Below are 22880 nucleotides of genomic sequence, written 5' to 3'. Positions count from 1 at the left end.
CCGAAAGTGGGCTTTTCGCAAGCCTTCTTCGCGGTTTTACCCCGCCAACCGCCGCGTCAGGCGCGATCCAGTCTCGATAGCAGCTGCTCGCGCGTCGTCTCGTCCACGAAGGCGCTTTCCAGCGCGGTTCGGGTCATGCGGTTGATCTCGGCATCGCTGCAACCGAACGTGTCTGCGGCCAGCTCGTATTCCCGCACAAGCGAGGTGAAGAAGAACGGCGGGTCGTCGGAATTGATGCAGACGCGCACCCCGACGTCACGCAACGCCTTCAGCGGATGGCTGGCGAAATCCGGATAAACACTGAGCGCGATATTCGACCCGGGGCAGACTTCCAGAACCGTGCCCGTTTCGACAAGCCGGGCCACCAGAGCGGCATCTTCGATGGCGCGCACGCCATGGCCGATGCGGGCCGGTTTAACGAGATCGAGTGCATCGGCAACGCTTTCCGGCCCGCAGACCTCGCCCGCATGGATGGTGAGCCCGAGGCCCGCATCACGGGCGATATCGAAGGCACGCGCATAATCGGCAACCCGACCCATACGCTCTTCGCCTGCCATGTTGAAGCCGGTCACCAGCGGATGTTGCGCACGCGCCGCATATTCGGCCGCTGCGATAACCCGTTCAGGACCGAAGTGCCGCTCGCCTGTGACGATGATGCGCGTTTCAATGCCGGTCTTTTCCTTTGCGATCCGGATGCCTTCGGCAATACCGGCGAGATAGGCGTCTGCACCAAGTCCGATACGGTCGCCATGGTCGGGCGAGATGATCAGCTCGCTATAGATCGTGTTGGCTTGCGCCAGTTCGGTCAGATAGGTCTCGGTCAGGACCGCATAGTCCTCATCCGTCTTGAACACCTGCGCCACCGCATCGTAGCACTGGATGAACTCGGCGAAATCCGACCAGACATATTGGCCGTCACGCAGGAAGCGGCTGGTGTCTATGCCGTATTTCTCCGCCTGTTTCGCGACGAGGGCAGGCGGTGCCGCACCTTCAAGATGGCAGTGGATTTCCGCTTTCAGCAAATGCGATGTCAAATGAAGCTCCTGCCGTGTGAACCGGCCTCGATGCCAAGATGGTGGGCGATGCTTTCGCCGATATCGGCGTAGCTTGAACGGATGCCGACATCGCGGGAACGGATGCCCGGCCCAAAAACCATGATCGGCACCCGTTCGCGTGTATGGTCCGTGCCCCGCCAGGTGGGGTCGCAACCATGGTCGGCGGTGAGAATGGCGATGTCTCCCGGTTTCATCTTGCGATGAATTTCCGGGATGCGCGCATCAAAAGCCTCAAGGGCAGCCGCATAACCGGCAACGTCACGACGGTGGCCATAAAGCATGTCGAAATCGACGAAATTGGTAAAGACGAGATCGCCATTTTCGGCCTCGTCGATGGCCTGCAATGTCGCATCCATCAGGGCGGCGTTGCCATTGGCCTTGATGATGCGCGAGACGCCCTGATGCGCATAGATATCGCCGATCTTGCCGATCGCGTGCACCTTGCGCTCCGCCTCTACCAACCGGTCGAGCAGCGTCGGTTCGGGCGGTGGCACGGAGAAGTCGCGGCGGTTGCCGGTGCGTTCGAAGGAGGCGACTGTCTCGCCGATGAACGGGCGGGCGATGACGCGGCCGATATTCAGCGGATCGAGCAGTTTCCGCACGGTCTCACAGAGCGCGATGAGGCGTTGTAACCCGAAATGGGTTTCATGCGCGGCGATCTGAAACACGGAATCGGAAGAGGTGTAGCAGATTGGTTTGCCGCTCCTGATATGTTCTTCGCCGAATTGCGCGATGATGTCAGTGCCGGAAGCATGGCAATTGCCGAGAATACCGGGAATATCGGCTTGCTTGCAGATGGCCTCAACCAGTTCCGGGGAAAAGGCGTCGCCCTCCGTGGGGAAATAACCCCAGTCGAAGGTCACAGGCGTACCGGCAATCTCCCAATGACCTGATGGTGTGTCCTTGCCCTTCGAGACTTCGCTGGCTGAGCCATGCAGGCCGAAAATACGTTCCGGGGGCTCCATGCCGGCGGGAATGTCGCCACTTGCCTGACGCGCGATCTCCAGAAGGCCAAGCGAGCACATGTTAGGCAGCTTCAGCGGCCCGGATCGAAGCCCCGCCCTGTCGGCAGCACCTGCGGCACAGAACTCGGCGATGTGACCGAGTGTGTTCGCGCCGAGATCGCCATAGTGCTCTGCGTCAGGCGCACCGCCGACACCGAAGGAATCCAGAACGAGAAGAAATGCTCTTGCCATAACTCACCGAAACAAAATGCGCCGACGGGCAATGTCAGGCCGAACTATCGTTATAGATCAGCAAAACGTGAAGAAGGAAGCGCTTTTATGAACCATCCGGTAAAACCAGTGGTTCAATCAGCATCCCGTTTCGATTTCGGTGCGTTGAGGTTGCGCAGCACGTACCAGCCGGCCGCAACCACCATGGCGGCGAGAATATACCAGGTGACGGCATAGGAGAGGTGGCTGTTCGGGAAGGTGAGCATGGTTTTGCCACCAACCGGCAGGCCGCCGGGATTGGGCGTGGCATCCGCATCGACGTAAAACGGCGCCACGTCAGAGACGCCGGATGCCTGCGTGATCTGGGGAATATTGCGGGAATACCACCGGCCATTTGCAGGATCGTTGGTTCGAAGGAAAAGCCCGCCGGTTTCCGGCGCGCGCATCAGCCCGACGATCTCGACGTTTCCGGCCGCTTCACCTTCCGGCCGCAAGGACGGATCGCGCCTGTCGGAGGGTACGAAGCCGCGATTGACGATGATGCTTGAGCCATCGGCCCGCCGTAGCGGGGTCATGACCCAGTAACCGGGGCCAAGATCCGTGACCGTGTAGACCTGAACCTCCTTGTCGTTGAGAAACGTGCCGGACAGTTTCACACGGCGATATTCATAATCGGCGGGATCGGTGAGGGCCGGCCATTCACTGGGGGCAGGCGCATCGACAGGCTCGGCATGGGCGCGGGCCTCGACACGCTCAATCAGGTCGAGCTTCCAGAAAAGGCGCTGGACCTGCCATGTTCCAAGTGCCAGCAGGCAGCCCGTCAGGACAACGGTCAAAAACAGAACGACGATTGCCGCAGGGCGGATACGCCGGTTTTGGGGTGCGATTTCGCTCATCTCATGGTCCTTGCGAAGCGCCTCTGGCAGCAGGATCGTCGGCTCCGGCGGGCGCTTGGCACCCGCATGCGCTTCCTCCAGCAAATAACCCCATAAATCGCGCCAGGATTCATGGGGTTATGTGTTGGCGCGGAACGGCCTGTCGGAGGTCCGGCAGGCCGCTGATTATGGCTGCTCAGGGCAGGTTTTTCACATCCTCGATGTGCAGCGGCATCATGTTCTTGTTCATGTTGTACATGACCCAGAGCGAACCCGAGAGCGTGATCAGCAGCACCACAACGGTGAAGATCAGCGCCATGAAGGTCCATCCGCCTTCTGACTTGGTGTCCATGTGCAGGAAGTAGATCATGTGCACGAAGATCTGGATGACGCCGAGACCCATGATCGCGATGACCAGAAGCGTCTTGTTTTCCAGAGCGTCGCCCATGACCAGCCAGAACGGGATCGCCGTCAGGATGACCGACAGGACGAAGCCGATCATGTAGCTTTTGAACGTGCCGTGGCTTGCGCCATCATGATGATGGTCGTCGTCGCCATGCGCGTCGTGATGTGCGTGTGCTTCGGAACTCATCAAAGAACTCCCATGAGGTAAACGAAGGAGAAGACGCCGATCCAGATGACGTCAAGGAAGTGCCAGAACATCGACAGGCACATCAGACGGCGCTTGTTCGCCGGGATGAGGCCGTGTTTGCCGACCTGAACCATCAGCGTGACGAGCCAGATGACGCCGAAGGTGACGTGCAGACCGTGCGTGCCGACCAGCGCGAAGAACGCGGACAGGAAGGCCGAACGCTGCGGGCCGGCGCCTTCCGCGATCAGGTGATGGAACTCGTAAATTTCGACCGCGAGGAAGGCGAGGCCGAAGAGGCCGGTAACGCCGAGCCATATCAGCGTCGTCTTCACCTTCTTCTTTTCCATTTCCAACATGGCAAAGCCATAGGTGATGGAGGAAAAAAGCAGGAAGCCGGTGTTGATGGCAACGAGCTTCAGGTCGAACAGGTCGGCACCCGAAGGGCCGGCCGCATAGTTGCGGCCGACAACGGCATAGGTGGCAAACAGCGTCGCGAAGATGAGGCAGTCGCTCATCAGGTAGAGCCAGAAGCCCAGCGACGTGCCGTTCTCCGGGTGGTGGTCTTCCTTCAGGTAGAAGACCGGTGGTTCAGCGCCATCGACGCTTTGTGCAGGTGCATGAGCCATATTCGTTACGCCTGTTCCGCAAGCAGCTTGCTACGTTCAGTCTCGACGATCGAAACGTCGGAGGCGGGAATGTAGTATTCGCGGTTGTAGTTGAAGGTGTGGGCAATCGAGACTGCGATGATGGCGAGCATCGAAAGAGCCGCAAGCCACCAGATATGCCACACCAGAGCGAAGCCAAGGACGACGCTGATGGCGCTGATGATGACGCCCGTGCCGGTATTCTTCGGCATATGGATAGGGATGTAACCTTCCAGAGGACGGCTGTAACCGCGCTTCTTCATGTCCGCCCAGGCATCCACGTCATGAATGACCGGCGTGAAGGCGAAGTTGTAGGCGGGCGGCGGCGATGATGTCGACCATTCCAGCGTGCGGCCATTATAGGGATCGCCGGTCACGTCGCGCAGCTGATCGCGCTTCAGGTAGCTGACGATGAGCTGGATGACAAAGGAGGCGATGCCGAGCGCGATCAGGAAGGCGCCGAAGGCGGCAATCAGGAACCAGATCTGCAGCGAATTGTCCTCGAACTGGCTGATACGGCGGGTGATGCCCATCAGGCCGAGAATATAGAGCGGCATGAAGGCGAAGTAGAAGCCGATGAACCAGAACCAGAAGGACAGCTTGCCCCAGAACGGATCGAGACGGTAACCGAAGGCCTTCGGGAACCAGTAGACGATACCCGCGAGCACACCGAACACCACGCCACCGATGATGGTGTTGTGGAAGTGGGCGATGAGGAACAGCGAGTTGTGCAGCACGAAATCCGCAGGCGGAACAGCAAGAAGAACGCCGGTCATGCCGCCGATGACGAAGGTGATCATGAAACCGATCGTCCACAGCATCGGAACGTCAAAATTGATACGGCCCTTATACATGGTGAAGAGCCAGTTGAAGATTTTTGCGCCCGTCGGGATCGAGATAATCATCGTGGTGATGCCGAAGAAGGCGTTGACGCTCGCACCCGAACCCATGGTGAAGAAGTGGTGCAGCCACACGATATAGGCGAGGATGGTGATGACACCAGTTGCATAAACCATCGAGGCATAACCGAAGAGACGCTTGCGGGAGAACGTCGCAACGATTTCCGAGAAGACGCCGAATGCCGGCAGCACCAGAATGTAAACTTCGGGATGGCCCCAGATCCAGATGAGGTTGACGTACATCATCGGGTTGCCGCCGAGATCGTTGGTGAAGAAATTGGTGCCAACGTAACGGTCGAGGGTGAGAAGCGCGAGCGTGCCGGTCAGGATCGGGAAGGACGCCACGATCAGGATGTTCGAACACAGCGATGTCCAGACGAAGATCGGTAGGCGCATCATGGTCATGCCAGGCGCGCGCATCTTGATGATCGTCACGATCAGGTTGATGCCTGAGAGTGTCGTTCCCACACCGGCGATCTGCAGACCCCAGATGTAATAATCCACCCCGACGCCCGGACTGCCATCGATGCCGGAAAGCGGCGGATAGGCGAGCCAGCCGGTCTGCGCATATTCACCCACGAACAGCGAGATCATGGTGATGACGGCGCCAGCCGTGGTCATCCAGAAGGAGAAGTTGTTGAGGAAGGGGAACGAAACGTCGCGGGCGCCGATTTGCAGCGGCACAACGAAGTTCATCAGACCCGTGATCATCGGCATGGCCATGAAGAAAATCATGATGACGCCGTGGGCCGTGAAGATCTGGTCGTAATGGTGCGGCGGAAGATACCCTTCCGATCCGCCCGACGCGATCGCCTGCTGGACACGCATCATGACGGCGTCGGCGAAACCGCGCAGCAACATGATGAGCGCCAGAATGATGTACATGATACCGATCTTCTTATGATCGATGCTCGTGAACCATTCGTTCCAGAGATAACCCCACAGCCGGAAATAGGTGAGGGCGCCGACGACGGCGATGCCGCCCAGAGCCACAGCCGCGAAGGTGGCGACAAGAATGGGCTCGTGAAGCGGGATGGACTCCCATGTCAGCTTCCCGAACAGGAACGACGTTTGATCGGAATTGACGATCATTTTCAGCCTCTTGCGATTCTAAGACGTAAGGTCGGCGCAGCCAGGCCGCGCCGAAGAATGCCGGGACGTATCGTCAGCCAGCGACTTGTTTCGTTTCAGGCAGCGCCGCAGGTTCGAAAATCTGACCCTTGATGGCAGCCGGAGTGGATTGCGGGCCGCTGGCCATGCCATAAGGCGCAAGCGGCGTGCAGATGACGGAGTTCAGCGCCTTGGCGATGTCGATGCCTTCCTTGCCGCCGCCGCCGTTGGCGTCGATATGCATCATGTCGCGCATGCAAAGCTTGTTGGGCTCGACACAGCGGTTGAGGATGGCGCTGTAAAGCTGCGGATCGACCGAGGCGAAATATTGCACCGACTCACGTTCCGAAGGCTTGGCGAATTCCAGATACTCCTGACGGCCGAAGCCCTTGCCGCCTTCCTTCGCCTTGGCAACCCACTGGTCGAAGCCCTGTTGGCTGAGGCCATGGAACTTGAAGCGCATGTGCGAGAAGCCGGGGCCGGAGAAGTTGGCCGAGAAGCCGTCATAGACGCCTTCCTTGTTGATGACGGCGTGCAGCTTGGTCTGCATGCCGCCCATGGCGTAGATCTGGCCGGCGAGTGCGGGAACGAAGAAGGAGTTCATCGCGGTCGTGCCGGTGATCTTGAAATTGATGGGCACATCGACCGGGGCTGCGAATTCATTGACGCTGCCGATGCCGAGTTCGGGATAGAAGAACAGCCACTTCCAGTCCATGGCCACCACTTCCACCGTGATCGGCTTGATATCGGCGGAAACCTGACGGTTCTCGTCGATGCGCTCCAGCGGACGATAGGGGTCGAGACGGTGGGTGGCAATCCAGGTCACGGTGCCGAGCATCAGGATGATGGCGACCGGGGCCGACCAGATCACCATTTCAAGGCGCGTGGAGTGGTGCCACTCGGGATCGTAATCCTCGGCTTTCGCCGATTCACGGTACTTCCATGCGAAGAACAGCGTCAGGACGATCACCGGGACGATGATCAGCAGCATCAGCACCGTGGACGTGATGATGAGGTCGCGCTGCTGGATGGCGACGTCACCTGAAGGGTTCATCACCACGAGGTTACAGCCGCTGAGCAGCAGCAGTACCGGGATTGCCAGAAGGGCAGACGGGAATTTTTTGATCATGCGCACGTTCTCTGAACTCGTACAGTTTGGATTATGCTGCGATTAATTGCCGAACATCATTTTTTGAATGAGGTATATTGTCGCGGTGCAGCGAAATTTTCGCGATGCACCATGTGCGGGGCAGAGCTGCGTTCGTAGGCGGAGCGGGTGCATTATCGCATAGCGCGCTTGCGGGGCAAGCCTTTCTTATCAAACTTCAATTGACGTTACGGAGGGTGCGTGTGACAATCCGTCGCATCGTAACGCAACGGAAGAGGAGCCGGAGCGTTACAGGGAATGGTTCGTCCATGACGCAGGAGGAATATTATGAGTTATACCAATGCTGCCCCATCTTTTGGGCAGGCGCCGGAAGCGAACAGAAATGGAACCGATCCGGTCAAGGTCGATCCGGATCGCATCACCATTGCGGTCATTCTTGCGAGAATGACGGAGTTTTTCGACTTTTTCATCTATGCCATCGCCTCCGCGCTCGTTTTTCCGCATGTCTTCTTTTCCTTCGTCGATCCGCTGACCGCGACGCTTTATTCCTTTGCGGTGTTTTCTCTGGCCTTTATCGCAAGACCGATCGGCTCGTTGATCTTCCTCCAGATCGACCGCAAGTTCGGCCGCGTCGTCAAGCTGATGGCGGCTCTGTTCACGCTCTGTGGCTCCACGATGGCGATCAGCTTCCTGCCGTCCTATGCGGAAGCCGGCATGCTCGCTCCCGTCCTTCTGGCGGTTTTCCGCATCGGTCAGGGTCTCGGCCTTGGTGGTGCCTGGGATGGTCTCGTTTCGCTGCTCGCCATGAACGCCCCGCAGAAGCAGCGCGGCTGGTATGCGATGATGCCGCAGATTGGCGCAGCCATGGGCTTCGGTCTCGCCAGCGCCTTCTTCATCGTTTTCGTTACACAGCTTTCCAATGCGGAATTCCTCGCTTGGGGCTGGCGTTTCCCCTTCTTCGTGGCGCTGGCGCTCAATGTTCTCGCGCTTTTTGCCCGCCTGCGCATGATCGTCACGCCGGAATTCCAGGCCATGCTGGAACAGCATGAGCTGGAACCGCGCCCGATGTTCAAGATGCTGCGCTCGCAGTTTCCGGTGGTGGTCACGGGTGCCTTCGTGCCGCTTGCAAGCTTTGCGCTCTTCCACCTCGTCACGGTATTCCCGCTGAGCTGGGTCTCCCTCAACACCAATCAGCGCGTTTCGGACTTCCTGTTTGTGCAATTCGTCAGCGCCATCATTGCTGGCGGCATGATTGTCGTGTCGGGCATTCTGGCCGACAGGATCGGCCGGCGGAAGCTTCTGGCCATTGCGGCCGTCCTTATCGGTCTTTTCAGCCTCGTGGCGCCCGTTCTTCTCGGCTCGGGCGATATCGGCCGCTATTTCTTTGTTCTGATCGGCTTCGCGTTGCTTGGCCTCTCCTTCGGTCAGGCGGGCGGCGCACTCGCATCCCGCTTCAGCCGCGAATACCGTTATACCGGCGCGTCGCTTACCTCGGATATTTCCTGGCTAATCGGCGCGGGTTTCGCGCCGCTCGTCGCGCTTGGATTTTCGTCCAAATTCGGACTGATCGCGGTCGGAATTTACCTGATGTCGGGCGCGCTCTGTACGTTGGTTGCCCTATGGTTCAGCCGAACGCTGGAGATGCCTTCGGAGTGAACCGGGCAATTTAACAATCCCTGCAGCCATCGCGCCGCGGAATCCTGTCGGATTTCGCGGCGTTTTTGTTTTTTTATTGCGCGCGGCCGATTTTAATCTTGACTCGACCCATCATGAAATATTATGTAAGCAATACTGACGTAATTCAGTGTGTCTCATTGCCGGAAATGCCGGCCACCAGGGAACGCGATGCGAACGACGACGATCATTATTTGCGAAAAAGCGGCCATTGCCGCCACGCCGTTTGACGGCCGCAAAACGACCGTTCGCGCCATTAAACGCCGATAGCCAAAAAAAGAGGAGCAGCCAGGTCGCCTGCGGCTCCGCCCGCAGAGTGCCGGCTGACGCGCCGGGTTTCGGGAAAAGAGGGCGATGCCGCGCGGAATGCGCAACGAGAGGAGAGTGCCTTGAGTGTGACGGAGCAAAAATTCGGCCTTTACGATGCGGCTTTTGAAAAAAGCAGCTGTGGCGTCGGTTTCATCACCCGCAAGGACGGCGTGCAGACGCATGATGTGCTCAAGCGTGGCCATGAAGCGCTCTGTGCCGTGCCGCATCGCGGCGGCATGTCGGCGGAAGGTGTGGGGGATGGTGCGGGCGTGTCGCTCGATCTGTCGCTCTCATTTTTCCGCGAGCTGACGGGGTACGATACGCTGCAGGCCGGCCGCTTCGGCGTCGGCAATTTTTTCCTGCCGCAGAACCCCGCTTTCCACGATGAGGCCGTCGGTATCATCGGCAGCGCTCTTAAAGAGCAGGGCTTTTCGGTCCTGCTGGTGCGCGATGTGCCGGTGAATGATACGGCGATCCGTCCCGCCGCTATTCCTTATCAGTTGCCGATCCGCCAATGGGTCTTTTCGGCACCAGCGGAATGCGCGACCATTGCTGAATTCGACTGGCGCATCCACAAGGCACTGCTCGCCATCGAAGCGCTCGCTTACACCGTGCCGGAGCTTGCGGGTTTTTACCCGCTGTCGCTCAGCGCGCGCACGCAGGTTCTGAAAGGCCGTCTGAACGCCCAGGAGGTCATGCCCTATTTCTGCGACCTGACCGACCCGCGTCATGAAGTGCATACAATGTATTTCCACACGCGGTTCTCTACCAATACCGATCCGCACCCTTCCATGGCGCAGCCCTTCCGCCTGATGGCGCATAATGGCGAACTCAATACCGACAAGAAGAACCGGCTCTCTGAAGCGGCGGTGGCTCTGGCGAAGAATGCCAGCATCGTCAGGCCCAAGGGTCAGTCGGATAGCTGCCGTCTGGACCAGACCTTGCAGGCGCGAGTGATGGAGGACGGTCTCGACCTCGTGACCGCCGTGGTCTCGATGATGCCGCCGGCCTGGGAAAATGACGACACGCTGTCGCCGGACGTCAAGGCGATGCTGGAATATTTCTCGCTCTATGAGGAAAAGAACGACGGCCCGGCCGCGCTGATCTTCGGCGACGGCAGCATCATCGGCGCGCGGCTCGACCGCCTCGGCCTGCGCCCGCTGCGCACCGTCGAGACGGAAGAGTATCTCTGTGTCATGTCTGAGGCCGGGCAGATCGCCTTTCCGGCTGAAAGCGTCATCCGCCGTGGTCGTATCGAGGCGGGCGGCATGCTTTATTACGACCACGCCGAACGTCGCGCCTTTTCCACCGTTGAGGCGCTGGAGCTTCTGGCATCGCGGCGGGACTATTCGTCGCTACTATCTGAAGCGCGCATAATGCTTGGCGATCTGCCGGAGGTGCCCGCCGACAAACAGGGCTCACCGCTTCGCTACAATGGCGATCTGGAACGACATCAGCGTTATGTCGCCTATTCGCACAATCAGGAAAGCTTCAAGTTCCTGATGGATCCGATGCTGGCATCCGGCGCGGAAAAGATTTCGGCGATGGGTTACGGCAATGCCATCAATGCGCTTTCCGATCAGGAAGGTGGCGTCGCGAAGTATTTCTCGCAACGTTTCGCACAGGTCACCAATCCGCCGCTCGACAGCATCCGCGAGGCTGACGGCATGACGCTACGCGTTGCTCTCGGTGCAAAGCCGAACAGCGGTGCGGCCAAGGCCCGCCAGATCGTCGTACGGTCCCCGATCCTCACCCACCTCGATATGCTGCGCATTCGCGAACAGCCCGAGACACCCGTTCGTCGTTTCGAGGTGCTCTATACGCCGGTCTTCGATGCACCGGACGCCAATGAAGCAGCCTTGCGGCAGGCAATAGATGGCCTCTGCGACGAGGTTTCGGCTTTCGCGGTGGAAGAAGGCGGCATTGCCGTCATCACCGACCGCCATGTTTCGGCAAGCCGCGCCGCTCTGCCGATGATCATGGTCGTTTCCGCCATCAATCAGCGGCTGATCGAGGAAGGTCTGCGGCTGCGCGTTTCCCTGATCGTCGAAAGCGGGCAGTTTTCCTCCTCGCATCACATCGCAGCCGGTCTCGGCTTTGGCGCGTCGGCTGTCTATCCGCTCGGCGTGCAGTTCCGTGCAGAGGAGAAATTCGGCGCCGATGCCGACAAGGCGTTTATGCGGTTTGCCAAGGCGGCTGAAAAGTCGCTGATGAAGACCATGGGCAAAGTCGGCCTGTGCACCGCGGAAAGTTATATCGGCGGCGAATTCTTCGAGCCGAACTTCCTCGATACCAGCGATCCGGTGCTGAACCGTTATTTCCCGAATGTGAAGACGCCGGTCGGCGGCGTCACCTTCGCCGTCATCGCTCAGACTGTCGCCGACTGGCACCGCAAAGCATTGTCGGTGAAGGATGAAAACGACATTCCGCTGCTCGGTCTGTTCAAGGAGCGCGCCGAAGGTGCCGGCCATTCCTATGGAACCACGGCGGTTCGCGGCTTCGTTGATATGACCGAGGAAAAGATCGCTTTTGACAAGGGAACCGAAAACGAGGAGGCGCTGCGCCTCCTGCCGCTCAACCGGCTGGAGGATGCCTTTGGGCTCAACGATGCTGCCTATTATCACAACAGCTTCGACCGGCTGACCCCGGAGGCGATCGATAAATTCGAGGTCACGCCCGGTTACCGCGCCTTCGCCCGCATGATGGCGGAAGAACGGGCGCGCCGCCCCGCCGCCCTGCGCGATGTTCTGGAACTGCCGGCCGATGTGACCTTTGCCGGTTCGGCCGAAGAATTCCGCCGGGAAATGGGTCGTTTTTCCCGGCAGGGCAATAACAGCTTTATGGTGCGCGGATTGTGCTGCGAAGAGGCGGGGGACGGCTCGTTCCGGCTGCAATTGACCGGGCCACACGGCCACGAACTTGCCCGCTTGGCCGCACTTGGCCAATCGCTGCTCGACCGCTTCGGGGCGGATATTCCCGGCCATTGGCTGGAAGGCGGCGCGCTCATGGTTCAGGCGAAGGGTGAAGCCTCCGCCTATCTGTCGCTGATCCGCACCGCACCGAACAGCATTCCGCTCGGTGCCGTTCAGAAGGCAAGCGAGATCACCAAGACGCTGGCATCGGGTGCGATGAGCCATGGAGCGTTGGTCGCGGCTGCCCATGAGGCGGTTGCCCACGGCACCAATATGGTCGGCGGCATGTCCAATTCGGGCGAGGGCGGCGAGCACATCTCCCGTTACGGGACCATCCGTGCCTCGCGCATCAAGCAGTTCGCCTCCGGCCGCTTCGGTGTCTGGGCCGGTTATCTTGCCGATCCGATGCTGGAAGAGATCGAGATCAAGATCGGCCAGGGCGCAAAGCCCGGCGAAGGCGGGCAATTGCCGTCTCCCAAGGTCACGGTGGAAATTGCGGCGGCGCGCGGCGGCACGCCGGGCGTCGAGCTGGTCTCGCCGCCGCCGCATCACGATACCTATTCGATCGAGGATCTCGCCCAGCTTATCCACGACGCCAAGGCGGCGCGCGTGCGCGTCATTGTCAAGCTCGTGTCGTCCGAAGGCATCGGCACGATTGCAGTCGGCGTCGCCAAGGCGGGGGCAGATGTCATCAACGTCGCCGGTAATACCGGCGGCACCGGTGCCGCAGCCGTCACCAGCCTCAAATATACCGGCCGCGCTGCGGAAATCGGCATCGCAGAGGTGCATCAGGCGCTCTGCGCCACCGGCCTGCGCGCCAAAGTGCTGTTGCGCTGCTCCGGCGCGCACCAGACGGCAAGCGACGTGGTGAAATCAGCGCTTCTCGGCGGTGACAGTTTCGAATTCGGCACGACGGCGCTGATGATGCTGAAATGCGTCATGGCGAAGAATTGCAACATCAAATGCCCGGCCGGTCTCACCACCAATCAGGAAGCCTTCAACGGAGATCCGCGAGCGCTGGCGCAATACCTCATGAACATCGCCCATGAAACGCGCGAGATTCTGGCAGGGCTTGGGGTCGCTTCGCTGCAGGACGCCCGTGGCCGTTCCGATCTTCTTCACCTCCTCGATCATCCGGCGAGCGTCGGCCAGCTTGACCTCCGGGCGATGCTTGCGGTGGTCGAAGAGGTGAAGATCGACAGCCCCGTCTACATGGAAAAAGACTTCGCACTCGACGATGCCTTCATCGATCTTGTGCGTTCGGCGCTGGTCGACAGCCGCCGTGAAAACATCGAGCTTGGTGGCAACCGTTTCCTCAATAATTGCAACAAGAGCGTCGGCGGCCAGCTTGCCGTCGATATCGAACGCATGCTGAACCATGAGCTTTCCGACGAGCAGCTGGATGCGCTTCCGGCTGTCAAGCGGGATGCACGCGGCCGTCGTTTTCTGGAAGCGGGTTCGGTGCGCATCGATACGTCAGGTTCCGCCGGCCAGTCCTTCGGCGCTTTCTGCAATGACGGCATGGTCATGGTGCATACCGGCACCTGCAATGACGGTGTTGGCAAAAGCGCCTGCGGCGGCACAATTGTTGTGCGCTCGCCCGGTGGCGGTTCGCAAGAGGCGGGCGGCAATGTGCTGGTCGGTAATTTCGCGCTGTTCGGCGCAACCGGCGGCCGCACCTTTGTAGAAGGGCAGGCGGGTGACCGTTTTGCGGTGCGTAACTCCGGTGCGACCGCCGTGGTCGAAGGTGTGGGCGATTTCGCCTGCGAATACATGACCAACGGCGCGGTTCTCAACCTCGGCAGTTTCGGCAAGGGTTTTGGCAACGGCATGAGCGGCGGCTTCGTTTATCAGTACGATCCCTATGGCGATCTGCCGAAGAAGGTCAGCCACGATTCCATCCTGCTCGGCTCGATCACCGGTGAAGATGAACAGGCAGCGATCCACAATCTGGCCGTTCACCAGCTTCTGACCTGGCATGTCGCGGAAACCGGCTCGGCCAAGGCCGCATGGCTTCTGGAAAACTGGGAAAGCGAACAGCACAATTTCGTCTACGGCATGCCGCGCGCTTTGCTGCTTTATCAGGACAGCGACGAAATTCTGAAGGCCAAGCCCCGCAAGGAACTGCTGGAGGAACTGGCATCTGCGCTTGCCGCCCATCAACTGCGCAAGTTCAAGCTCGCCTATCGCGACCGTAAGGCCGTGTTGAATGGAACGGTGCCGGGTCACAGTGAGACCGACACGCAAGACATGTATGCGCTCATCAACAATTACACAGTGTTGAGCATGGCGCAGACCATCGCCCTGCAACGGCTGCCGATGGCGTCCGGCCCCTCTGATCTGGCAGTAGAAAAAGCCGTGCGCAATCTCATCCTCACGGAAGATTACGCGCTGATGCAGCGATTGCTGAAATATGCCCGCGAGGCGCTTTCCGACCACAGTGACGAACAGCTTGCGGTGATGATCGCCGCCAAGCGGCTCGATGATTACAAGCAGGCGTTGGCGCGCCGGAATATCTGGTCGTTGGACAGCCCCGGCACCTATGGCTGGATCATTCAGCAGAACCGCAAAAACATCGAGAAGATCGGCCGCCTGCCGGGCTTTGAGGAGCTTTTCGCCGCTCGCGCCATTCCAGACCTTGCCACCGCATCTAGCCAGAACAGGGCAGCATGATGAAGATACCTTACATTTCACAGGATGCGCCCTTCAATGGCGACCAGCGCGTCTGGCTCGCCGGCTTTTTGGCCGGGCTCCACTCCCGCACGGCCATGGGTCTGGAGACATCGGTGGCCGCTGCTACCCCCAAAGCGGCGGCCAGCGTGCTGAACATCCTTGTCGGCACTCAAACCGGCAATGCCGAGGCGTTGGCGATGGATATCGCCGCCGCCGCTCGTGTGCAGGCAATGCAGCCCGTTGTAACGGCGCTGGACGACGTTTCCATGGATAGTCTCAGCTCCATGAAGCGCGTCATCGTCGTCACATCGACCTATGGCGAAGGCGAGATGCCGGATAATGCCCAGCTGTTCTGGGAGGCGCTTGCCACTGACGCCGCGCCGCGTCTCGACGAGATGAATTTCGCTGTTCTTGCGCTCGGTGATACCGGTTATGACGGCTTCTGCCAGGCGGGCAAGCTCATCGATACGCGTTTCGAACAACTCGGCGGCAGGCGCATGAAGACGCGTATCGATTGCGATATCGATTTTGAGTATGCGGCCGCCGCCTGGATCGGCGAGACGCTTCCGCTTGCCCTCGCCATCGGTGGGGACAATGCAGCCATTGCCGCGCCTGTGGTCGCCGAGCCGCCCGCGCGGGCAAAACAGGGCTGGGGTCGCAAGAATCCCTATTCGTCACGGGTGAGCGTCAATCGCCTTCTTTCCAGCCCGGCCTCGTCCAAGGAGATTCGCCACTACGAATTCGATCTTGGGGCAAGCGGCCTCGACTATGAGGCCGGTGACGCCCTTGGTGTCGTCCCTCTTAACGACCCGAAACTGGTCGGCGCTCTGCTCGAATGCTTTGGAGCGAGTGCGGATGGCGAGGTCGCCGGGCTCGACCGGCCGATCGGCGATGCACTTCTGAACATGTTCGAGATATCGACGCCTTCGCGTGAGTTGGTGGCCGAAATCGGCAAGCGTGCGGGACATGACGAGTTGAGCCATATCCTTGCCAATGGAGACAGGGAGCAGCTTGCCGCCTTTCTCTGGAGCAAGGACATTCTCGACCTGCTCAATCTCGGCGGAAAACCCGTATTCGACGTCGCCGAATTCGTGACCTTCCTGAAGCCGCTGCAGCATCGCGCTTACTCCATCTCATCCAGCCCGCTGGTCGCGGAAAACAGCGTTCATCTGACGATCGCCAGCGTGCGTTATCGTGCCGAGGGCCGCGAGCGTGGTGGCGTATGCTCCACCTATCTGGCGGACCGGGTGGAGGCGGGTCAGAATGCCGGTATTTTCGTTTCACCCAACAAGGCGTTTCGCGTACCGCAGGACAATGATGCACCTGCTATCATGGTGGGACCGGGCACCGGCATCGCACCATTCCGGGCATTCTTGCAGGAACGGCAGGCAAGGGGTGCTGCCGGCAAGAACTGGCTGTTTTTCGGCGATCAGCACCGGCAGTCGGATTTCATCTACGAAAGCGAGCTTGGTGAAATGAGCCGTAATGGCGTGCTGACGCGCCTCGATCTCGCTTTTTCGCGGGATCAGGCAGAAAAAATCTATGTCCAGACCCGCATGCGGCAGAATGGCAAGGCGCTTTATCAATGGCTTGAAGAGGGCGGCTATTTCTACGTCTGCGGTGATGCGACCCGCATGGCGAAGGATGTCGATGACGCCCTGCATCAGATTGTCGCTGACGAAGCCGGCATTTCTGCCGAAGCGGCAGCCGATTATGTGAACCGCCTGAAGCGCGAAAAGCGTTATCTGCGTGACGTTTATTAGAAACGGATTATGCGGGTGGTCACCCTTGCCGCGCCTTATGGCTCAGCAATTGGTACAGGTGACCTCCGCATCGCGCTGCTTGAAGAAATAATCACGGCCGATGGTGATCGATCTTACGCCTGACGAAGCGATGTCGGGCATGAACATCAGCAATTCATGCGGAATTGAAAGTTCGACGTGAATGAGAAAGCTGTTTTCGATGAGCAGGCGGTTAGGAACCGTCACTGCCGATCCCACCGCATATGGTCTCTGGTCTTTCTCATCCCAGGACCAGGCAATTTTTGCCTGTTTCTGCTTGTCGATCGTTATGCCGCTGATCTTCAGCTTCAAACCGGTGGTGCTGTAAGGCGCGAAGACAGCCGCCGCAACATTCTGCATGTTTTTGAGGTAGGCCTTGTCGACGGAGCCCGTTTTGGAGATCAGGTCGTTGATCGTCGCCGAAGCGCTGCTTGCCCGCTTATAGGTATTGTAGCCTATGGTGAGTTCGAAGGATGTCACATAAAGGGCGAGCAATATCGGGAAGAGAATTGCGAATTCCACGGCGCCCACACCACGGCGATCTTTTACGAAGCGTGTGACGAGCGCGGTAAAATGAAGTCTGCCGTTCGCCACGGCGGCTATCAGCCCTGCCATCATGAGCCCCCGCTTGTAGTATATTTCTCGTTCACGAAAGCGTCGGTCGCGACAATAAGGAAATGCGAGGGCATGGACCCGTCAGCTGGACGTATTTTTGTGAGATACGGGCGGATGATATCGGCGATGACACGCCAGCGATAATAAACGCGCAGCATATTGATTGTTTCCGGCCCGCCCGGCTTGAAGCCGAATTGCGCCGTATCGAGATCGTAATATTCACCATAAGCTTTCAGGGGTACCGTGGTCGGAATATCCTTGAAGGCGGTGAAGGAGCGAAGGTCGATATAAAGTTTCTGTTCGGTTTTGATCTCATCCAGCGAGCAGGTGATCATGACCGAAACTTCGTTGCAGAAGCTCTTGCGAAAATCCTCTTTCGAAATCGAACTGCTGATTTGTCCGGTGCGCAGACGCCGCGCCATGGTTTCCGTAGCATTCACGACGACCTGTTCCGCCATCAGGGCGATGAAGGTCTCGATAATCGCAAAAACGACGAGGAAATAGGGAATGGCGAGGATCGCGAATTCAATAGCCGCTGTCCCTTCGCGCGAGACCCCGAGTTTTTTCAGCAATGGCGTCAGTCTGGCCAGTCGCATATGTGTCGATCTCTAGAATATGCGGCAAGCGCAACCGTTGAATTTGTTGCAGACCATAACCAGCCGGTGTTTAAATTCAGTTACCCGGACAGTTTCTACTTTAGCAATTCACGAAAATGACACAGGCTCCAAATGTAAAAAAGCCCGGCATATTGCCAGGCTTTTTCGAAGGGAAGAAACGGGTTATTATTCCGCGTCAGCTTTTGACAGAACCTCGAGTGTAGGTGTCGAGGTGATATTGAAGCCGCAATCCACATAGTGGCACTCGCCGGTTACACCGCGCGACAGGTTGGATAGCAGGTAAAGCGCCGATCCGCCGATATCCTCGATATCCGCCGTCCGTCTCAGCGGCGCGTTCTTCTGGTTCCACGCATAAATCGCACGTGCATCAGAAATACCGGCACCGGCCAGCGTGCGGACCGGACCGGCCGAGATGGCGTTGACGCGAATATCGCGCGGGCCGTAGTCGGCAGCGAGATAACGCACGGACGCTTCGAGTGCCGCCTTGGCGACGCCCATGACGTTGTAGTTCGGGATGACGCGTTGCGAACCATTATAGGTCAGCGTCAGCATCGAGCCACCATTCGTCATCAGTTCGGCGGCGCGCTTGGCAATTTCCGTAAATGAGAAGCAGGAAATGACCATGGTGCGGCTGAAATTGTCGCGGGTCGTGTTTGCGTAAAGACCCTTCAGCTCGTTCTTGTCGGAAAAGCCGATGGCGTGCACGACGAAATCCAGCGAGCCCCATTTTTCGCGGATCGCCTCAAACAGCGCGTCGACCGAGGCGATATCTTCGACATCGCAAGGCACGATGAAGTCAGACCCCAGTTCTGCGGCGAGCGGCTTTACGCGCTTGCCGAGCGCTTCGCCCTGATAGGTGAAGGCCAGTTCTGCGCCCTGCGCCGCAAGTGCCTTGGAAATACCCCAGGCGATAGAGTGATTGTTTGCGACGCCCATGATGAGGCCGCGTTTACCCTGCATGATGCCGTTCATTGGCAATTATCCGTTGTGACGCTGGAAGACCAGCGTGGCGTTGGTGCCGCCGAAGCCGAAGGAATTGGAAAGGATGGTGTCGATCTTGGCGTTGTCGATGCGGCTGCGCACGATCGGAACGCCAGCAAATTCCGGGTCGAGCTCGGAAATATGCGCGCTTTCGCCGATGAAACGTTCCTGCATCATCAAGAGGCCATAGATCGATTCCTGCACGCCGGCAGCGCCCAGCGAGTGGCCCGTGAGGGACTTGGTCGACTGGATATGCGGGATTTTGTCGCCGAAGACTTCGCGGATCGCGCCGATTTCCTTGCTGTCGCCAACCGGCGTCGAGGTGCCGTGGGTATTGATGTAGTCGATATCGCCCTTAACGGTGGCAAGCGCCTGCCGCATGCAACGGATCGCACCTTCGCCTGATGGAGCCACCATGTCGTAACCGTCGGAGGTTGCACCGTAACCGACGATTTCGGCGTAAATCTTGGCGCCGCGTGCCTTTGCATGCTCCAGCTCTTCGAGAACCAGCACGCCCGCACCGCCGGCGATGACGAAACCGTCGCGGTTGACGTCATAGGCCCGCGAAGCGAGAGAAGGTGTTTCGTTATATTTGGACGACATTGCGCCCATGGCGTCGAAGAGGTTGGACATCGACCAGTCTAGGTCTTCGTGGCCGCCTGCAAACATCACATCCTGTTTGCCCCACTGGATCATCTCGGCGGCGTTGCCTATGCAATGCGCCGAGGTGGAGCAGGCCGACGAGATCGAATAGTTGACGCCGTGGATCTTGAACCAGGTGGCGAGCGTTGCAGACGCGGTGGACGACATGGCTTTCGGCACGGCGAAGGGGCCGATGCGCTTCGGGCTGTTGTTCTTCAGCGTTATATCGGCAGCTTCGACGATGGTGCGGGTGGAGGGACCGCCCGAACCCATGATGATGCCGGTGCGCTCATTGCCGCTGATGTCGCTCTCTTCGAGACCGGAATCGGCGATCGCCTGCTTCATGGCGACATGGTTCCACGCACCGCCCTGCGACAGGAAGCGCATGGCGCGGCGGTCGACCAGCTCGGTCGGGTCGAGAGACGGCTTGCCCCATACCTGGCACTTGAAACCGTGTTCAGCAAAATCCGGCGAAAATGAAATGCCGGATTTGGCATCGCGCAACGATGCGGTGACTTCGGCGGCATCACCGCCGATGGAAGAAACAATACCGAGGCCGGTGACAACAACTCGTCTCATGAAAGGGACCTTTTCTTAAGATTTCGGCTGGATGACCGAAGCCGCCCGGCCTTGCCAAGACTTATTCCGTCTGTTTCAGGCGGTCTTTTCTTTCGACAGTCCTACACGAAGGTCTGTCGCCTGATAAATGGTTTCTCCGTCGGCTTTCAGCCATCCATCGGCGGTGCCGAGGACGAGACGTCCGCGCATCACGCGTTTGAAATCGATGCCGTATTGGAGAAGCTTGGTCTCGGGGCGAACCATGCCCTTGAATTTCACTTCGCCGGTGGAAAGCGCCATGCCGCGGCCTTCCTCACCCAGCCAGCCGAGGAAGAAGCCGGTCAGCTGCCACATGCCGTCAAGGCCCAGGCACCCCGGCATGATCGGGTTGCCCTGGAAATGGCAGGGGAAATACCAGTCGTCGGGGCTGACATCGTATTCCGCACGGATGAAACCCTTGTCGAACGCGCCGCCGGTCTCGGAAATTTCGGTGATGCGGTGAACCATGAGCATGGGGGGCAATGGGAGCTGGGCATTTCCCGGGCCGAACAATTCGCCGCGACCGCAGGACAGGATCTCCTCGTAATTGTAACTTGATTGCCTCGTTGCCATACCGCTTTCACTTCCCCAGTTACTGGTGTTGATTGACTTCACTAGAGCAAGTTAGGTTCAAAATGAAGCGCTGCAAGGGCAAAGGCCGTTTCGCCCCAATTCTTTGTCTTCAGAACCTTCTTTGCAGAAGTCATTACCTCAATGTGCCGTCCGCATACAGGAACCATCGGGAAGGAACCAGAGGAAATTTGCAAGAATGGCCGGTTTGCAGCCATTTGCGACACTCGGCGACGCTGAAACTATTGAAAGCATTCGCTGCAAAAGATATATGCTAATGCAATTGGTGAATTTCACCCCTGTGCTTGGAATGGGATTGCATGGCATTTGACGCCACATTGGATATCGGAACAAGGCTGCGGCGCTCGGGGCTGCGGCCCACGCGCCAGCGTGTGGCTCTGGGCGATCTTCTCTTCGCAAAGGGTGATCGTCACCTGACGGTTGAGGAACTGCATGACGAGGCGGTTACCGCTGGCGTGCCTGTTTCTCTGGCCACGGTTTACAATACGCTGCATCAGTTCACCGAAGCCGGTCTGATCCGCGTTCTGGCCGTAGAAGGTGCCCGCACCTATTTCGACACCAACGTGTCGGACCACCACCATTTCTTCGTTGAAGGTGAGAACGAGGTTCTCGACATTCCCGTCAATAATCTCCACATCGGCAATCTGCCGGAAGCGCCCGAAGGCATGGAAATCGCCCATGTGGACGTGGTCATCCGCCTTCGTCGCAAGCGCGGCTGAAGCTTCTGGCTGATACCTGAAATGAAAATGGCGCCCATGGGCGCCATTTCTGTTTCAGAGGGTTTTGGTAGCTTATTTCATTATATCTTCCGGCCGTCTGCCGGGCTTGCCCTTGTAGGGCGGGAAAGTCCATCCGAAGATCAGCGCCCCGGACCGGACGCCGAAAGCCGTCAATACACCGGCGGCTGACGCGGCATAAAGCGGTGCGCCGAGGAAATAGACGACAATGAAGGTGGAAGACCCCAGAAGTGCGCAGGTGATGTAGATTTCCGGTCGTAGAAGCACGGAAGGTTCTCCGGCGAGAATATCGCGCAGCACGCCGCCGAATGTGGCCGTCAGAACACCGGTGACGATGGCAACGGTTGCGGAGCCGCTGGCGGCCAGACCCTTGGCCGCCCCCATCACGCAATAGGCTGAAAGGCCGAGGGCATCGAGCCAAAGCAGCACCCGGTATCGGGATTCGAAAAGATGAGCTGTAAAGAACAGCAGGACCGCGACCGATACGCAGACCAGAATATAGGTTGGGTTCACCACCCAGAATACCGGCGCCCTGCCCAGCACGAGGTCACGCACCGTGCCGCCGCCGATCCCGGTCGCGGCTGCGAAAAACAGGAAGCCGATCAGGTCGAGCTGCTTGCGGGAGGCGGCCAGAGCGCCGGTTGCGGCAAAGATGGCGACACCGGCATAGTCGAGAAAACCCAGAAGTGTCATGAAAAGGTTCCCCCCGGAACAACGGGCCGCGAACACGTCAGTGTCGCGCAAGCACTAAACTCTAGGCTGGCCGCCCGGATGATCGCAACATCCATAACCGAAACGGATGCAAAGGAAAATGCCGTGCGAATCGCTATCGTTGTCGCTCTTCAGACACTGGTGCTCCTGATGTTTCCGGTGGCGCTGGCAGCACAGCAGCAGCTGGTGAACGATCCCGAGATTTATGAAAAGGACCATTTCCGCAAGGAGTGCAAGGTGGCTGCCTTCGGCGATGATTTCGTCACACGGCTGGATATCAATAATGACGGCTTGATGGATGCCGTCGTCAATCACGGAGTTCTGGATTGCGACGGCGAAAAAGGCCGCGCCTGTGACGACGAGGGATGCCCCTACAATTTCTACGTCCAGGTAAAAGAGGGCGGCTATCTGATGATCGCCACGGCCCGGATTTACGGCTACGATTTCATCAAGCGTTTCGGCAACATGGTCTTCGTGCTGAAAATGCATCCGCGTTATTGCGAACGCACCGACAAGGAGCCCTGCCTGATGACGGTGCGCGTGCGCGGCACGAAATTCGTCACCATTTCGCGAAAGTAATGG

18 protein-coding genes are annotated in these 22880 nt (G+C 58.8%); 5 read left to right on the top strand and 13 right to left on the bottom strand.

Going from position 1 to position 22880, the window contains the following annotated elements; translation table 11 throughout:
* Nucleotides 1-56 precede the first annotated feature (56 nt).
* The 7 genes from DXT96_RS14615 to cyoA all read right to left on the bottom strand — a co-directional run bounded on the left by DXT96_RS14615 (nucleotide 57) and on the right by cyoA (nucleotide 7479).
* The gene (locus DXT96_RS14615; protein WP_153515311.1) at nucleotides 57-1034 is read right to left on the bottom strand and encodes an adenosine deaminase; all 978 of its coding nucleotides are present in this window, start codon (nucleotides 1032-1034) and stop codon (nucleotides 57-59) included.
* On the bottom strand, nucleotides 1031-2251 hold the full coding sequence (locus DXT96_RS14610; protein ID WP_153515310.1) for a phosphopentomutase: 1221 nt from the start codon (nucleotides 2249-2251) through the stop codon (nucleotides 1031-1033). Before DXT96_RS14610 ends, DXT96_RS14615 begins: the two co-directional genes overlap by 4 nt.
* 113 nt (nucleotides 2252-2364) lie before the next feature.
* Nucleotides 2365-3126, bottom strand: coding sequence for an SURF1 family protein (locus DXT96_RS14605; protein WP_194287646.1), 762 nt, complete (start codon nucleotides 3124-3126; stop codon nucleotides 2365-2367).
* Nucleotides 3127-3301: 175 nt separating this feature from the next.
* Nucleotides 3302-3697, bottom strand: coding sequence for a cytochrome o ubiquinol oxidase subunit IV (gene cyoD, locus DXT96_RS14600; protein ID WP_153515309.1), 396 nt, complete (start codon nucleotides 3695-3697; stop codon nucleotides 3302-3304).
* Complete coding sequence (gene cyoC, locus DXT96_RS14595) at nucleotides 3697-4323, bottom strand: cytochrome o ubiquinol oxidase subunit III (RefSeq protein WP_149898232.1); 627 nt, start codon at nucleotides 4321-4323, stop codon at nucleotides 3697-3699. The genes cyoD and cyoC overlap by 1 nt, the downstream gene beginning before the upstream one ends.
* A gap of 5 nt (nucleotides 4324-4328) precedes the next feature.
* Nucleotides 4329-6332, bottom strand: a complete 2004-nt coding sequence (cyoB, locus tag DXT96_RS14590; RefSeq protein ID WP_153515308.1) for a cytochrome o ubiquinol oxidase subunit I — start codon at nucleotides 6330-6332, stop codon at nucleotides 4329-4331.
* Between the two features lie 73 nt (nucleotides 6333-6405).
* Nucleotides 6406-7479: a ubiquinol oxidase subunit II gene (gene cyoA / locus DXT96_RS14585; protein WP_153515307.1), complete on the bottom strand. Its 1074-nt coding sequence runs from the start codon at nucleotides 7477-7479 to the stop codon at nucleotides 6406-6408.
* A gap of 306 nt (nucleotides 7480-7785) precedes the next feature.
* Between cyoA and DXT96_RS14580 the strand changes: the two genes are divergently transcribed.
* The 3 genes from DXT96_RS14580 to DXT96_RS14570 all read left to right on the top strand — a co-directional run bounded on the left by DXT96_RS14580 (nucleotide 7786) and on the right by DXT96_RS14570 (nucleotide 16789).
* Entirely contained in the window at nucleotides 7786-9114 is a 1329-nt protein-coding gene (locus DXT96_RS14580; RefSeq protein ID WP_153515306.1) for an MFS transporter, read from the top strand.
* A gap of 407 nt (nucleotides 9115-9521) precedes the next feature.
* Entirely contained in the window at nucleotides 9522-15026 is a 5505-nt protein-coding gene (locus DXT96_RS14575; RefSeq protein ID WP_153515305.1) for a glutamate synthase-related protein, read from the top strand.
* A complete protein-coding gene (locus DXT96_RS14570; RefSeq protein ID WP_153515304.1) occupies nucleotides 15023-16789 on the top strand; it encodes a sulfite reductase subunit alpha in 1767 nt (588 codons plus the stop codon). Before DXT96_RS14575 ends, DXT96_RS14570 begins: the two co-directional genes overlap by 4 nt.
* A gap of 42 nt (nucleotides 16790-16831) precedes the next feature.
* Here the strand turns inward: DXT96_RS14570 and DXT96_RS14565 are convergent, their stop codons facing one another.
* From DXT96_RS14565 to fabA, 5 genes are all read right to left on the bottom strand, one after another.
* Complete coding sequence (locus tag DXT96_RS14565; RefSeq protein WP_149898238.1) at nucleotides 16832-17425, bottom strand: TadE/TadG family type IV pilus assembly protein; 594 nt, start codon at nucleotides 17423-17425, stop codon at nucleotides 16832-16834.
* Nucleotides 17422-18018: a TadE/TadG family type IV pilus assembly protein gene (locus tag DXT96_RS14560; RefSeq protein ID WP_153515303.1), complete on the bottom strand. Its 597-nt coding sequence runs from the start codon at nucleotides 18016-18018 to the stop codon at nucleotides 17422-17424. The genes DXT96_RS14565 and DXT96_RS14560 overlap by 4 nt, the downstream gene beginning before the upstream one ends.
* Before the next feature lie 186 nt (nucleotides 18019-18204).
* Nucleotides 18205-19011, bottom strand: a complete 807-nt coding sequence (gene fabI / locus DXT96_RS14555; RefSeq protein WP_153515302.1) for an enoyl-ACP reductase FabI — start codon at nucleotides 19009-19011, stop codon at nucleotides 18205-18207.
* 6 nt (nucleotides 19012-19017) lie between these two features.
* Nucleotides 19018-20241, bottom strand: coding sequence for a beta-ketoacyl-ACP synthase I (gene fabB / locus DXT96_RS14550; protein ID WP_149898241.1), 1224 nt, complete (start codon nucleotides 20239-20241; stop codon nucleotides 19018-19020).
* A gap of 75 nt (nucleotides 20242-20316) precedes the next feature.
* A complete protein-coding gene (gene fabA / locus DXT96_RS14545) occupies nucleotides 20317-20832 on the bottom strand; it encodes a 3-hydroxyacyl-[acyl-carrier-protein] dehydratase FabA (protein WP_003514441.1) in 516 nt (171 codons plus the stop codon).
* Nucleotides 20833-21149: 317 nt separating this feature from the next.
* Between fabA and irrA the strand changes: the two genes are divergently transcribed.
* A complete protein-coding gene (irrA, locus tag DXT96_RS14535) occupies nucleotides 21150-21569 on the top strand; it encodes an iron response transcriptional regulator IrrA (RefSeq protein ID WP_046799156.1) in 420 nt (139 codons plus the stop codon).
* A gap of 72 nt (nucleotides 21570-21641) precedes the next feature.
* Here the strand turns inward: irrA and DXT96_RS14530 are convergent, their stop codons facing one another.
* Nucleotides 21642-22280, bottom strand: coding sequence for a trimeric intracellular cation channel family protein (locus DXT96_RS14530; RefSeq protein ID WP_149898242.1), 639 nt, complete (start codon nucleotides 22278-22280; stop codon nucleotides 21642-21644).
* A gap of 78 nt (nucleotides 22281-22358) precedes the next feature.
* Between DXT96_RS14530 and DXT96_RS14525 the strand changes: the two genes are divergently transcribed.
* Nucleotides 22359-22877: a hypothetical protein gene (locus DXT96_RS14525; RefSeq protein ID WP_046799158.1), complete on the top strand. Its 519-nt coding sequence runs from the start codon at nucleotides 22359-22361 to the stop codon at nucleotides 22875-22877.
* The last annotated feature ends 3 nt before the right edge of the window (nucleotides 22878-22880 follow it).

This window comes from Agrobacterium sp. ICMP 6402 (assembly GCF_009498615.1).
In the GTDB taxonomy this organism is placed as follows: domain Bacteria; phylum Pseudomonadota; class Alphaproteobacteria; order Rhizobiales; family Rhizobiaceae; genus Agrobacterium; species Agrobacterium burrii.
Note: the sequence above shows the minus strand (reverse complement) of the source record. Positions and strands in the feature narration are given on the sequence as shown.